Source organism: Frankia sp. RB5, from assembly GCF_059816245.1.
In genome coordinates this window covers 25,820-39,496 of sequence record NZ_JCBATA010000030.1, presented here as the reverse complement: position 1 = coordinate 39,496, position 13,677 = coordinate 25,820, and the positions used below count along the sequence as shown (strand labels likewise).

Annotated in this window: 15 protein-coding genes; 3 read left to right on the top strand and 12 right to left on the bottom strand. The window is 71.6% G+C overall.

Annotated features, from left to right (window positions below):
* Window positions 1-59 precede the first annotated feature (59 nt).
* The 12 genes from AC6EXY_RS17385 to AC6EXY_RS17330 all read right to left on the bottom strand — a co-directional run bounded on the left by AC6EXY_RS17385 (window position 60) and on the right by AC6EXY_RS17330 (window position 10,823).
* Window positions 60-488, bottom strand: a complete 429-nt coding sequence (locus tag AC6EXY_RS17385) for a hypothetical protein (protein WP_499818352.1) — start codon at window positions 486-488, stop codon at window positions 60-62.
* A 229-nt stretch (window positions 489-717) separates the two neighbouring features.
* Window positions 718-3,768: an AfsR/SARP family transcriptional regulator gene (locus tag AC6EXY_RS17380; protein WP_499818353.1), complete on the bottom strand. Its 3,051-nt coding sequence runs from the start codon at window positions 3,766-3,768 to the stop codon at window positions 718-720.
* Between the two features lie 18 nt (window positions 3,769-3,786).
* Window positions 3,787-4,200, bottom strand: coding sequence for a pilus assembly protein TadG-related protein (locus tag AC6EXY_RS17375; RefSeq protein WP_499818354.1), 414 nt, complete (start codon window positions 4,198-4,200; stop codon window positions 3,787-3,789).
* Window positions 4,197-4,646, bottom strand: coding sequence for a hypothetical protein (locus AC6EXY_RS17370; protein WP_499818355.1), 450 nt, complete (start codon window positions 4,644-4,646; stop codon window positions 4,197-4,199). The genes AC6EXY_RS17375 and AC6EXY_RS17370 overlap by 4 nt, the downstream gene beginning before the upstream one ends.
* The gene (locus tag AC6EXY_RS17365) at window positions 4,633-5,028 is read right to left on the bottom strand and encodes a hypothetical protein (protein ID WP_133150888.1); all 396 of its coding nucleotides are present in this window, start codon (window positions 5,026-5,028) and stop codon (window positions 4,633-4,635) included. Before AC6EXY_RS17365 ends, AC6EXY_RS17370 begins: the two co-directional genes overlap by 14 nt.
* An 8-nt stretch (window positions 5,029-5,036) precedes the next feature.
* Window positions 5,037-5,261 carry a hypothetical protein gene (locus tag AC6EXY_RS17360; RefSeq protein ID WP_243408106.1) on the bottom strand — a complete coding sequence of 75 codons (225 nt, stop codon included), beginning with the start codon at window positions 5,259-5,261 and terminating at the stop codon, window positions 5,037-5,039.
* A 146-nt stretch (window positions 5,262-5,407) separates the two neighbouring features.
* On the bottom strand, window positions 5,408-6,292 hold the full coding sequence (locus AC6EXY_RS17355) for a type II secretion system F family protein (RefSeq protein ID WP_101835800.1): 885 nt from the start codon (window positions 6,290-6,292) through the stop codon (window positions 5,408-5,410).
* Window positions 6,289-7,194, bottom strand: a complete 906-nt coding sequence (locus tag AC6EXY_RS17350; RefSeq protein ID WP_499818356.1) for a type II secretion system F family protein — start codon at window positions 7,192-7,194, stop codon at window positions 6,289-6,291. Before AC6EXY_RS17350 ends, AC6EXY_RS17355 begins: the two co-directional genes overlap by 4 nt.
* Window positions 7,191-8,570: an ATPase, T2SS/T4P/T4SS family gene (locus tag AC6EXY_RS17345; RefSeq protein WP_499818357.1), complete on the bottom strand. Its 1,380-nt coding sequence runs from the start codon at window positions 8,568-8,570 to the stop codon at window positions 7,191-7,193. Before AC6EXY_RS17345 ends, AC6EXY_RS17350 begins: the two co-directional genes overlap by 4 nt.
* Entirely contained in the window at window positions 8,570-9,250 is a 681-nt protein-coding gene (locus AC6EXY_RS17340; RefSeq protein ID WP_101835795.1) for an SAF domain-containing protein, read from the bottom strand. The genes AC6EXY_RS17345 and AC6EXY_RS17340 overlap by 1 nt, the downstream gene beginning before the upstream one ends.
* Window positions 9,247-9,846 carry a hypothetical protein gene (locus AC6EXY_RS17335; protein ID WP_243408105.1) on the bottom strand — a complete coding sequence of 200 codons (600 nt, stop codon included), beginning with the start codon at window positions 9,844-9,846 and terminating at the stop codon, window positions 9,247-9,249. The genes AC6EXY_RS17340 and AC6EXY_RS17335 overlap by 4 nt, the downstream gene beginning before the upstream one ends.
* A gap of 266 nt (window positions 9,847-10,112) precedes the next feature.
* Window positions 10,113-10,823, bottom strand: coding sequence for a hypothetical protein (locus AC6EXY_RS17330; RefSeq protein WP_499842367.1), 711 nt, complete (start codon window positions 10,821-10,823; stop codon window positions 10,113-10,115).
* A gap of 403 nt (window positions 10,824-11,226) precedes the next feature.
* Between AC6EXY_RS17330 and AC6EXY_RS17325 the strand changes: the two genes are divergently transcribed.
* From AC6EXY_RS17325 to AC6EXY_RS17315, 3 genes are all read left to right on the top strand, one after another.
* A complete protein-coding gene (locus tag AC6EXY_RS17325; protein WP_499818719.1) occupies window positions 11,227-11,925 on the top strand; it encodes a hypothetical protein in 699 nt (232 codons plus the stop codon).
* Between the two features lie 6 nt (window positions 11,926-11,931).
* A complete protein-coding gene (locus AC6EXY_RS17320) occupies window positions 11,932-13,020 on the top strand; it encodes a DUF2637 domain-containing protein (RefSeq protein ID WP_499818720.1) in 1,089 nt (362 codons plus the stop codon).
* A 194-nt stretch (window positions 13,021-13,214) separates the two neighbouring features.
* The gene (locus AC6EXY_RS17315; protein ID WP_499818721.1) at window positions 13,215-13,652 is read left to right on the top strand and encodes a hypothetical protein; all 438 of its coding nucleotides are present in this window, start codon (window positions 13,215-13,217) and stop codon (window positions 13,650-13,652) included.
* Window positions 13,653-13,677: the final 25 nt, after the last annotated feature.

Sequence of the window (13,677 nt, the reverse complement as noted above, 5' to 3'; positions counted from 1 at the left end):
GCCCATCTCGCGCGGATACAGCGGGAGAACAAAGAAGATGGCATGATTCATGGCGTGTTTCACTGAGCCAGCCACGAGATCAGGTCGGGCGCGTAGACGATGATGATCGCTCCGCCTCCCCCACCGAGGAGCATCGCCGTTCCTCGAATGCCCGATGGCGCGGACCCGGTCACCTTTCCTATTCCCAGCGCCGCGCCACCGATGATGGCGACAGCGACGCAGCACACCAACGCGAGCTGCGACAGGGTGTCGAGCAGGCCCATGATGCGTTCCTTCGCCGGCAGGTCATGCCAGTCGGGCGTGACCTCGATCGGCTGCGGTATCCGCGACGTCTCCGTCGGCGTCGGCGTCGGATCGGCCAGGATCAGCACCGACGCGCCTCTGGCGATCACCGGTCCGGCCCCGGCAGTCCGCACCGGCTCCACCGCAGCGGACGCCGGCACGCCGACGCCGACAAGCAGGCCGGCAGTGATCGCAAGCGCCACCACGCCCGATCGCCACCACGAGGGCAGGTGCGATCGCGGGCGGCCTCCGCGTCGACGGCGCCGTGATCTGCCACGTCGATTGATCATCAACGCCTCCGGGAGTGCGTGGAACATTCGCACTCCGGCTGTGTGAATCAGCGCGCGTGAACCGGAAGCCGCTCGGGCTACCACCTCCGCCTGGGTTGCGGCCGACGACGTCTGATCGCCGGAGGCGCACCCCCGCTGACTTCGCTCAGCTGGCGAAACGCTCGTCCGGGCGCTGGCCGGGTTGGCGGAGAAGGGCGCGGTAGAGCCTCTCGATGTCGGGGTCCGTGACGCCGTCCCAGAGGGGATCGGCGTGCTCTGCGCGTAAGTAGGCGTCGTATTCGGCGCGGACGGCGCTGCGGTCGCCGGCCGCGGCGTAGGCGCGCAGGCGCTGACCGAACAGGCCCGGGTGCGCGGGTAGCAGGGCCAGGCCTCGGCGCGTGGTGCCGAGCACGGCGGCCGTATCGCCGCGGGCGAGGTGATGGTCGGCGAGCAGGAGCGCGGCGCGCACGGCGGTGGTGGTGAGCTGGGAGCCGAGTTCGGCGTCGAGCCAGGGCTGACGGGCGGGCGTGCCGCGGACGAGGCCGAGCCCGTCGGTGAGCGCGGCGATGGCGATCTCGGGATGGTCGCGGTGCGCCTCGGCGTGTTCGACGTAGCCGTGCAGGAGATCGAGGTCGGTGATGACGGCAGGGTCGAGGGTGATCGTGGTGCGGCGGGTCGGGAGCCACTGCCGGGCCTGCTCGCCGGCGACGCTGGCGAGCAGGCTGCGGGCCCGACCGAGCTGGTTGTTGATGGAGCGGGCCTGGGCGCCGGTCGGCCAGATCGCGGCCTCGAGGTCGGTGCGGGTGCGGCCGCGGTGGGTCGCGAGCCAGGCGAGGACCTCCAGGGTGCGTTCCCGCACGAGTTCCGGGGGTGGCCTGCGTCCGTCGCGGGCGACGATGGTCAGCGGCCCGAGCAGACCGATCATGACCTGCCAGTCGGGGCCGGTGTAGGGCTCAGGGTCCGCCTCGACGGGTGGCACCGGGATCGTTTGGGGTGGCTGGCCGACATCCTCAACGGCGAGGTGGAGGTCACGCAGTTCGTCTGCGGCCAGTTGTGCGGGTACGACGCGCAGACCAAGCGGGTCGAGTCTCCAGACGGGCTCTCCACCGACCTCTCCGGCGCCGTCGTAGACCAGACGCCACGAGTCCTCGTCGATCTGGCCTGATTCTGGGAGCAGGTCGGTCACGATGGCGAGGCCTTGTCCGCCCCCGCCCGTGAGTTCGGCCAGATCGTTGCTGGCCTGTCGGTTGTCAGCGCTGGAGTGAAGGCGCATCGTGACGGCCGCGGTCGCCTCCCAGGTGATCGTCGGGGCAGCCGCGCGGGCGGTGAACGTGGAGGGATAGCCGGCGAGGGCGAGCTCGTCGTGCAGTCTCTCCAGGCCAGGGGTGATCTGCTCGACAAGATCGGGAAGATCCTCGGCGATCACGACCTGGTCCTCGGCGAGCAGTCCAAGGGGGTCGAAGCCGATCACCTCGACGCGGGCTCCCCCGGCCAGGGGAGACAACGCCAACGTGGCCAGCAGCGCGCGGCCCAGCGCGCGGGTTCCTTCCCCTCCGGCGCCACCGGGATCGATATGGAGAACGCCCAGGGCTTCCAGGTCGACGTACAGCTCCGCGCCGTCGGCGTCGCTGCCGAGCTGGACGAGGAGCGGACAGGGTGACGGCATCCCAGGCAGCGGCGGGACCGGCGCGGCGGCGGGCAGGATCCAGATTCGGCCGTCGGCGTCCGCCTCCCACGGAGACGGCGGGTAAGGATGAGGATCGCGAAGGTAGACGTCGATGGTGTCGTCCGGTCGAACGAGCACAACGAGCGGTTCGGGACCGCTGACGACGGCGACGGACTTGGCGGTGGCGGCGGGGACGCTCTGGAGCGCGAGTGCGCGCAGGGCCATGTCGAGGCGGGCAAGCCCCTCGGAGTCGGCGTTTGCGAGGACCGCGGCATGCAGTGCGGCGGTTCGTGGGGCCGGCGGGGGCGGCGCGCTGCGCTGGCCGACGGTCAGGTCACGGCGGTGACGCCGCGCGCTGATCGTGGCCGCGACCGCGGCAGTGAGCATGCCGGCGGCCCCGACCCAGATCGGGACAAGCTCCGGCCTGCTCGTGTGGCGGCTCTGGCCACGGTCGACGGGACCTGGCGAGAGCTGCGGCGCGGGCCTGAGTGATCCGGGCGCCAGCAGGGTGGGCCGCACGATCGCCGGTGGGCTTGAACCTTTCGGAGTCGACGTTGGCCTTTCGCCGCTCCGCGAGGGGGGCGTGCTTGGCGTCCCTGCGGGTGCGGACTGTGCGCCGCCGGCCTCGGGCGGCACGGTTGGAGCGGAGGTACCGGCCGATGTCGCGAGCGTGGGTAGCCGCAGGGTCATTCCTGGATTGAGGATGTTCGGGTCGTGGAGGTGTCGCCCGTCGGCATCCGTGGCGCCTTCGTTGGCGCGGAAGACCTGCCCGACCAGCGACGAGAGAACACCTCTCCGAGCCGTCGGGTAACCGGTCCGGACGATGCTCCACAGCGTCTCGCCGGGACGAACAGCATGTGTGCTCTCGATCGGCGCGAGCACACCCGGGCCGGATCGGCCCGCGTCGCCGGTGGCCGCCGCACCCCCGACGGTCGCGCTCGCCGGAACCGGCGGGCGATACGCCCCGGGCGCGGCCGGACCGGCAGCGAGAGCAGCCCGGGACGAGAGCAGCCCGAAGACCAGTGAGGCGAGCGCCACCCAGCGCGCCGTCGCGCGCCGCAGAGAGCGCGGCGCGGGCGGGCGCCATCCGACGCGCGCGCCGGGGCGGGCGCGACCGCGTGCGAACTCGGCCTCGGCGCGGCGCTGGCTGCGGAGGAGCTGCGCGAGCACCTCCGTCGCGATGCAGAGGCTCAGATACGCCCAGACGAGCCAGGCCAGCGCGGCGATGCCGTTGGGGAGGAGGTCGGGGTCGAGATAGCCCCGGCTGGCCAGCATCGCCCACCGACTCGGCTCCCAGGTGCCCGGCAGCGGATTCCCGCGCCAGGTAGCAAGGAAGGCCGGCACGGCGAGCAGGAAGAGGAGCAGGCTGAGCAGAGCACCGAAGCCGAGCAACGCCTGCCCTGCCGAACGCGCGACACCGGAGTGTCCGCCCGCCCGGCGGCGATGGGCCGGCCCACGGCGACGGGCCGGCCCACGGCCCGGCGGCGCCCCGGATCCGAGCTGGTGATCCACCGGGTGCGTGGGATGGCGTATGGCGCTGCGCTGGGGCATGGCGGGCGCTCCGCTGGATTACGGGCCGCGCAGGGCGACGGCGGACCGGGTCTGGACAACCGTTGCGCCGTTGCGACCGGAGACGGCGAGCAGGACATAGGTGATGTGGGTCTGGACGGTGACCGTCACGGTGTCGGCGGCGACGGAGACCACGCCGCCCACACCATGGCGATCGAGGTAGGCACGGGTGGCCGCCGTGGCCGCGGCGGGATCGAGGACAGGCGCGCCGGCGCGCAGACTGGTCGGCGCTATCTGCTGCGCGCCGACGCGCGCGGCCTTGCCCGCGAGGTCGGAGGCGTCGGCGTTGGCGTACAGGACCCGGCCGGTGTCGACGAGCAGGCCGGCCAGGAGAACCGCTCCGGCGAACAGCACCGCCAGCAGCAGGCTGACCGACCCGCTATCACGGTACGAATCCGATCGGGAGACGGTCATGATCGGTCCGGCAGGCCGCCGCGGTACCGATCGATGACCTCGTCGCTGCTCGCCTCCGCCGTCCGCGAGGGGCCGAGGACGACGCGGATGCGGCACCGGACGGTGACCGCAATGATCCCGCCGGCGCCGAACTCACTGACATCCACGGCGACGTTCTCGCTGTCCGCCGCGCAGGCGCCACCGGCCAGCACGCGGCGCGCGACCGCGTCGGCCTGCTGCCGGGCAGCGTCGGACGTCGCCGCGAGCGACGCGGCTCGTGCGGCTTCCCGGGCCGCGTCCCGGACACCGCTGCGGGCCTGCTCGGTCTGGAAAGCGACCACGACGATCGCCACCGCCAGCAGGAAGATCGCCCATCCGGCGGCGAACTCGACTGCATAAGACCCCCGATCCCGGCAGTCCGGCTGCGGCTGCGGCTGCGGCTGCGGCTGCGGCTCACCGTGGGGCATGGGCCTGCAGCACGAACCGCAGCCGCGGCCCGCTGGCGGACCGGGTCACGGACGTGCCAAGGATCGAGGTGACGGTCACAGCGACCCTCACCTGCTCCGGTCCGACCTGCATCGACGTCGTCACGCTCCTGATCGAGCGGGTGGAGGTAGCGAGGCGGCCCGCGACGGCCGCCGCGTCGTTCTCCGTTCCGTCCGGGCTCTGCAGGATCTCCAGGGCACGTTGCGCGGAGGCGTCCGCGGCCTGGACAGCGAGCCATCGCACGCCCAGCGCGAGGGTGACGACGAGCAGGACGAGGACACCGCCGAGCACGAGCACGAGCTCCACCGGGCTACTGCCGGCATCGGCGCGCCGGCGCGCGGCGCGGATGCGTGTCGTTGGCATCGTGCCGCCTACTGGCAGGTGGTGGGATCGGCGCTGGTGCAGATGTGCTGGGCGATGCTGGTCGCCTTCCCCCGCAGAATTATGATCACCGCCACTGCGATCACCACGAGGCCGAGCGTGATGACCACGGTCGACAGCGCGTCGCCTCGATCGCGGTCGTCTTTCGCGCTTCGCAGTGGCAGATCCGTCCACCACAGGTGTGCCTGGGTCAGGAGGACACCGAGTCGGCGCATCGTCGTCACCATCCTTTCGATCTGTCTGCTGGATTCCGTGTCGTCTGGTCCGCGCCTCGGACCGGCATCTCGAGCGGCCGGCGGCCCGTTCCGCTGGGCGTCGACGTCCGGCCGCGGCCGGCTAGTCCGTAGGGGCGGGGCGGGTGTCATGGGGTCGGGTCGATGCCGGTGAGGATCGCCAGGAGCGGAACGGTGAGAAAGGCGACGAAGGCCAGCGCCACGACGACCGCCGGCAGCTCCATGGCCGCGTCCGCGGTGGAGGAGGCCAGGCGCGCCTGCGCGCCTTCGACCGCCCGCATGTGGGCGCTCTTGCTGCGCAGCGCGAGCACAGGAGACGCGCCGCGCAGGGCCGAGCTGACTGTCAGCCGAAGCTCGGCGAACTCCGCCACCGGCACCTGCCGGGCGAGCCGTTCCAGGCCAGCGTCGGGCGGCGACTGCCGGGCTCGCGCCCACCGCAGGGCACCGCGGATCTGCGCGAACGCCCAGCCGTGGCCGGTATCGGCGGCCGTCTGCAGCGCGGAGTGCAGCGGTAGGCCGCCGACCAGCAGGATCCGGACCAGATCAAGGTAGGCGGCCACCGCCAGCCGCGCCTCCTGCCGCCGCGCGTTTGCCCGGCGCCGCAGCGGCCGGTCCGCCCACCCGAGCCCGATCAGTCCCGCGAGGGCACCGCCCAGGGGCAGCGCCATCACAGGCACAGCCAGCCCGTTCACCACCGCGGCCAGGTCCAGCGCGACCATCGCACTCCCCGCGAGCGACACACGGATGACCCTGGTGACAAGGTGCGAGGCAGGATCGACGTCGAGGATCTCAAGATCGTCGGCGAGGAGTATCCGCCGGGACCGTTCCGGCCCCGCCACCCGGATGACTCCCCTGGTGACCGCTTCGGCCCACCGCCCGCCCGTTGCGATGCCGGTCTGCCGGCCGCCTGGCATCGGCCTCGCGTACAGGCTCCGCACGAGGGCGTAGAGGCCGGCGCCAGCGAGCGCGCCGCAGAGCGCCGAGACCGCGCCGCTGTCGAAGGTCCCGCTCATGGCTCGTCCCTGAAGAAGTCAGGGACCGGACCGGGCCGTGACATCCGAAGCAGGGCACGCATCGCCAGGCCCACGCATCCCGCGAGCAGGACGACGATCACCTGCCCCCACGCGGTGCGGTAGGGAGCGAGCATCACAGGCCACAGCGCCAGAACCACGACCACCGAGGCGGCGAACATGCCGAGGATGAGCGCCATGGACCGGCGGTAGCGCGCCCGAGCGGCATGCAGATCGCGCAGCACGGCGACCCGGTGCCGCGTCGACTCGACCTGGTCGGCCATGAGCCGGGCGAGGTCGCCCGCGCCTCGCCGGTAGGTCAGCGAGAGGACGGTGACGATCTCGCCGACGAGCGGGTGGGGCACTGCGGCCCGAAAGCCGGCCAGCGCCACCGGAAGCGGTTCCCGGTCGAGACAGACTCGCAGCCGGCGAAGCGGCTCGGCGAGCGCGGTCGGAGGCAGCTGGCAGGAAGCGAGGACGGCCGCTCGCAGCGGCTGCCCGGCGTCAAGTTCCTGGCGTACTGTCTCGCCCCAGGTCGCCGCTGCCTCGCCGAGCTCGTTCAGCTCGGCCACCTTGGGCTCCCTGCGCATGTCCTGCATCAGCGCACCAACACCGAGACCCACAACGGCCAGCACCGGCACTCCGGCGGCCACGCCGAGCACCAGGCCGACAAGACCGCCGCCGGCCACCGGCCACAGGAGCTCCGGACGCCGTCTCACCCGCTCGACCTCCCCAGGCCGGGTATCCGGTCTCCGGGTCGGTGCAGCAATGCCGGCCCTGGCCGACCGCGTCCGACCGCCGCCAACGGATCTTTTCCACAGTTGAGTGATGAGCAGCAGCCACAGACCCAGTCCGGCGAGTGCCCCGGCGAGCGCCTCGACGAGGGGGCGCAGCTGCGCGTTCACCAGGCCGCCCTCGTGCGGCGGCGGGGGTCGATCACCATCGGGTCGACTCCGGCGGACCGCAACTTCGCCGCCAGCGGATCGGAGAAGTCCAGGTCCGTGCGCACCGCCCGACCGGTTCGCGGCCCCCACCGCCACAGTTCGGCCGAGGTCACCCGACCCTCACGAACCTCGCCCACTTCCCGCACGCTCGTGACCAGCCTCTGGCCGTCCACGCTCGCGACGTGCACGATCAGGTCAATCGTGGAGGCGATCGTCTCCAGCACCGCCGGCTCCGGCACACGCTGCGCCTCGAACGCGGCGTAGGTCCGCAGCCGGGCGACGACGTCGGCGGCGCTCGGCGCGTGAATGGTCGTCGCGACACCCTGCGCGATGCCCTGGCCAACCGCCAGCAGCAGCGGCAGAACGCCGCCGTCCGGACGGAGCTCGCCAAGTAGCACCCGATGCGGCGTCTGGCGCCGCAGGTCTTCCGCGAGATAGCGCGCCATCGAGTACTCCCCGCGGCCATCGACATTGCGCTCGCGGGCCTCGAACTCGACCAGGTTGCGGAACCGTCCCCGATCCAGGCGGAGCTCCTGCTCGTCCTCCACCGTGACAACCCGGTCGAGGACCGACGGCTGCGGTGTCGCGTTGGCCCACGCCCGCAGCAGCGTCGTCTTCCCCGCCCCCGTCCCCCCGGAGATGATCAGGCCGAATGGTTGCCGCAGCGCCGCAGCACCGGCGAGGAGGTCGGCGAGGTCCGCGCCGATCATGCCGACATCAGCGAGGCCGGTCAGGGTGTCCAGACCGGGCGAGAACAGGCGGCAGTCGATATGGGTCACGCGTGTCACCCGCGACACCGCATGCACCCGCACGCCGTTCGGTAGCCGGAACCGCACGGACGGGTTGCTCTCGTCGAACCGCCGCCCGGCCGCAGCGGCGTGCTCCGCGACCCACTCGAACGCCTGGGCGTCACTAACGAACGGGGACCGCCCTTCAATCCGGTCACCACTGCCCCGCTCCGTGAGCACCAGGTTCTCCGCGCCGTTGACCTCCACGTCGGAGAACCGGTCCGCCACGAGGAGAGGCCCGAGCGGCCCGAGCGGGGAGTGGGCCTGCCGGACGCGTAGCCGCACCTCGTTCTCTCCGGCCGCGTCGAGCTGGGAGCCGTCCGACGCGCCGCGCCGGAGCTCGGCCAGCTCGCGGGCAAGCAGCTCCTCAGCGAGCGCCGCCCGCTCCACGGTCGTGAACCGCCGGCCACGGCGACGTCCCACCGCTACCTCACGTTGCACTGCGGCGTTGATCGACTCGGCAGCCGTCTCGACGAGATCGACCTCGTTGCCCTGCCCGGAGGCATCAGGCCCAGAGCGGATGCCAGCCGAGGGCGTCGCCTGCGCCATCACCTACTCCCCTCTCCGCCGCCGATGCCGAGGAGGCGAACGCCGTGCTCAGACATCGCCGCCGACTCCACAGCCCCCACGGCCTGCTCCGGCAGGGTGAGGTAGACGACGATCGCCTCCGGGCGGCTCCCTTCCGCCTGCGATCGCACGCCCGCGACGTGCGCATCGCGGACGAGCACCGCCGCCTGGCCGGTCACCGGATCCGTCCCCAGCACGCCCACGACGTCCCCCGGACGAACCGAGGCCCCAGGCAGGCCCTCCGGCGGGACCGTCACCCCGATCGTCGCCTGCCCGGCGGGCACCGCCACCGAGCCGACCATCTCCGGGCTGAGCAGGGTGCCGGCCGGCAGATCCAGCAGCACGGGTCGCCCCACGAGTGCGCCGCGCGCCAGCTGCGGAGACGCCAGACGAACCGGGCCGCCACGCGCGTCCACCGCCACCACCGCAAGGTCCGCCGGTGTCACGACCGCGCCGCGCGCCAGCGGACGGGCCAGCGCCACGACGTCCATCCGGTGCGGGCCGTCCGGGGACAGCCACAGGGCGCCGGCCGCGCCGAGAAGCATGAGCAGCAGCGCCGCCGCCGCGCTCCCCCACCGTCGGCGCGGCGCGGCGCGCTGCGGGAATGAGTCGAGCTCGTCCGGAAGCCATTCCTGATCGGTGGGTTCCGGTCGGCCGGTCATCGCCCTGCCCTTTCGACCGCTTCGATTTCCCGGACGACGACCGGCACCTGCGTCTTCGTCGTGAGGCCGGCGAGGTCGCCATGGTCGCCGTTGCTCGCGGCCCAGGTCACCGTCCAGTCGACGGCCAGGGTCGCCGGCCAGGCCTGGCCATCCGGCGCGACGGTAGAGGCACTTCGGTAGGTGTAGGAGCAGGCCGGCGGCCGGGAGGGCTCGGGCATGCCAGGGACGAACACGGGCCCCGGCCCAGCACAGGAGACCGACGGCGAGCCGTCGCCCGGGTCGAACCGCAGCACGGTCGGCGTCGCGGTCACGGTCACCGACGCGCCCGGGACCTGCGCTGACACGGACACTGTCGACCACTGCCCCGGCACGGCGAACCACAGCGGCAGCCGCGCCACCGCCCCCACCGTCAGGTCCGGCGAGAAGCGACCACGCGGTGCCGGAAGACGGCGCCGAACCTCCGACGCCACCGACGCCACCGCGTCGCCGACCCGCGCAGTTCGCAGCCACTGCCACGTGACGATCTGGTCGCCGCAGACCCGCGCGTACAGCCGGGACCGGCTACCGTCCGGCTCGACGCGATCGATCGCGATCAAATGGGTCGATTCCGGTCGCAGCTTCAGCAACTGGTCGGCAGCCGCATAACCGGCCTGCCAGTGGCACGCAACCGCAGCCGCGGTTTCGCGCGCCCTGGTCGGACTCCGGCCAGGGTCCGCGGCTTCCACCGAGCCGACTATGCTGCGGCTCGCCTGATCGGCGTCAGCGGAACCGCGTACGTCGCCTTCTCCACCTGTCCAGCCCAGCGCGGCGGCGTACGCCGTCGGAGAGAGAAGAACCATCAAACACAGGACGGCACCGGCCATCACGAACGCTTTGATGGCGGGCATCCGTCTCGCCCCTCCCACGTGTTCAGGACCTGCGCCGCGTCAATCTGCCACGTGTCACGTTTCACCCAGGTGAAAAGCGTCCGCTGGCTCAGCGGCACATCGTCGACGACGATCTCCGACCCGTCAGGCGCCTTCTGCCGCGCGTCGAAGATGACGCCGTCGTCAAACCCGCAGACCGTCGCCACCACGCGTTCCGGATCGGCCGCGACGGCGTCGATCTTCTCGATCACATAACGGTTCTCCAGACCGGAGCGGGCGGCGAACCCACTGTCCGCGAGATAGCGCAGCCAGGCACGGACTCGGCGGGCCGGTTCGCCGGACGCCGTATAGCTGGCCAGCAGGCCCTCGACTCCACGTTGATCGCCGGGATGCGCGACAGCGACCTGGAACGACTGGTAGTACCTTTCCTGCGCCGCCGTGATCTCCCGAAGCACGGCAGTCGCCGGATCCGACGCGCTGGGCAGCGAGGTGGACGGCAGGAGCTGGCGCGGTACGGCCGTGCCAGCCGACGTGGGAGTGAGCACGCCCTTACTTACATCGGGCCCGCCCCGTGCGCCCCCGCAGGCACTGAGCGAGACGAAAAGGAACAGGACAACAGCAGCTGGCAACGGACAGACGAGACGGGAACAGGGACTCGCAGACATCGGGACCTCCGGAAGACGAACTCCGGCGATGAGCGGATCCACGGGCCCGGCTGCACGTCAACCATCACGACTGACGCCACGCCAGATCCCCGAAGATCCGAGAGAATATACGGCCGCACGTTGACCACCCGGCAACCATGAGACACCGCTCGGCCGCGCAGCCAGCCTCCCCTCACACCTCGCGCGATCCGGCACTATTCTGATGAGCTCCGGTACACACAGACGTTGATACCACAGCCCACTGACAGCGAAAAACCGTCGACAACCATAACCGCAAAGAAAAGAAAGGAAGGTGATGGCAGTCCGTGATACCCGGCGAGGATCACACCGGCGCGGCCCACGACGCGACCGTCGCGACGCGTGCGAACCGACCTATCGATAGAAGCAGCGCCGCCAGCCCGGGCACCGGGCCACCGACGGCATCGACCAACCCAGGGAGTCGATCATGACTCACATCCCCAGCCCCCTGTTCACAGCAGGTGGGGGGCACGCCACGGTCACCCTGCAGAACCATCCCTCAGCCCTGCCGGGCGAGCCGACCCTGCTGCTCAGTGTCACCTCGCCGCGCACCGGCATCGCGACCGCACACCTGTCCCCACGGGACGCCCGAGCCCTCCTCGCAGCCCTTCACGCACACCTCGCCGCACCCAGCACCGACAGTGATGGTGATATGCATCACAGCAATCTCGGTCACCGGCCCCCCACCACCCACACCGACGACCTCGACCCCTGGGGTGGCCACGCCCCAGGCCCCGCCTACGTCACCGACCCCGGCCCGCTCGACATCGACCCCGCCCAGACAGCCCTCACCCATGCGACCCGCGAACGCGATCACGCCGCCACAAGGTTCGCCCGCGTCCACTGTCATCACGCCGCCCACACGGTCATCCGCGCCTTCCCGACCGCCGCATGGATCACCGTCGACGTCATCTCCACCGACCACGGCAACCCCCAGGCGATCCTCCACGCCGTCCTCGACCTGGCCGGCCTTCCCCTCGCTGATCAGGCCAACACCGACCCCCGGTTCCGCCCGGTCGCGGACGCGGTCAACCTCGCACTCCAGACCGCCCTGACGATCAACCCGAACCTCTTCACCTGGTCCGGCCGCCGCAGCCTGCACCTCAGCCACCACGCCACCTGGTAGACCACCATGCCCCTGATCACCGGCACGCCCACCCCCTCCTCGGCAGGCCTGATCGGCACGATCAGCCCGCCAACGACATCCACACCGCCGGCCCCCGGCACGAAGTCCGACGGTGGCTCGCCGCGCCACGCCGCGCCACATGAACGCGCCGAGCATCCGACTCCCCCGCACTCCCCCACCACCGACAGCCGCCCATCAGAAGAAACGCAGGCATCGACACCGGGGGCGTCTCCAACGCCGCGCGCCGACCGCGCGAGCCGCACCGGCTTCACGCCCCCCACCGTGCCAGCGCGTCCACCTACCCCGCCCGCACGAGCCGCCGGCGCGGTCACCGCCGCAGCAAAGCCGCGGCGCCAGGACCCGACAGCTCCGGGCCACAGATCGCGATGGCGAACAGGCGACTTCTGGATCCGCCTCGCTACCGTCACCGCCGTTCTCGGCGTCGCCGGCATCGCCGCCGTCGTCAGCTACCGCCACATGCGCGCCGTCGCGATCCTCCACGGCGAGGACCCCACCAACTCGGCGATCATCCCGCTCTCCGTCGACGGCCTGATCGTCGCCGCCTCCATGACCATGCTCGCCGACAGCCGCGCCCACCGACGCCGCTCCTGGCTCGCGTACACCCTGCTCGCCCTCGCCTCCGCGGCCAGCCTCGCCGCCAACGTCATGCACGCCCAACCCGACCTCGCCGCCCGCGTCATCGCCGCCTGGCCCAGCGCCGCGCTCATCGGCGCCTACGAACTCCTCACCGCCCAGATCCGCGCCGCCGTCAGCGCCACCGCGCCGCAGCGCTCACGTGTCTCGGTCGCGCCGGCCGACTCACCGGCGGGGTCCGAGGATCCGTCACACGCGCAGCCTGCCGACTCAACGGTCGGCAGCCCCGTGGCTGACTCCTCTAAGACGGCGGACGAGATCGGCCGGCCCAGCCCGCAGCCGGCGAAGCCAGGCTCGAAGAAGGAAAGGCTCGCGCAGCTCCTCGCCGACCTCTCCCCTGACGACCCGAGATCCGTCTACGCCCTCGCCAAGGACCTCGCCCCCCTCATCGGCCTCCATGAGGGCACCGCCCGCCGCTACATCCCTCACCTGCGGCTATGAAGCGGGTGGGGGTGACCGGGCCCATGTTGGAGTATCAGGCGATCGGGCCTCTCGCCTGGATCAACCCGCTTCCAACGGCCAACCAAGCATTGCCGAAGGCATCAGGCGGATGGGGTGCCTGGCTTACCCACCGCAGCGGTTCCCCTACGATGCTCGGTCACTACGGGGAAATCGGGGGATACACGATGAGACGAATGATTGGCCTTCTGGCGACACTGACTGCCTCCGCGATCTTGATCTCCGGCTGCGGGTCGTCGGCCGGCGAATCCGCTGCCCCCGCGGCTGGCGGCGCAGGGGCGTCCGCAGCCTCGGTCAGCGAAGGCGGAGCCAGCCAGCCCGCGCTGGAGGCAGCGGTCAGGGCGTACTCGGACGCCTACCTGACCGGGCAGGGTTCGGCCGCGTACGGGCTCCTCTCCGAGCGGTGCCAGCAGCGCATCAACCAGGCGGAGTTCACCGGCCTGACTCAGGCGGCACGTGTGCAGTACGGCAGCCAGCCCATTGCGGCGCTCACGGTGGACAGCCTCGCCGGCACGCTGGCCCGCGTCACCTACACCTATCCGACATCTGCGATCAACCAGCAGTCGGAACCCTGGGTGTTCGAGAAGGGCACCTGGCGCCAGGATGACTGCTGACCTTCGCCTGGCGAACGGACGCCAC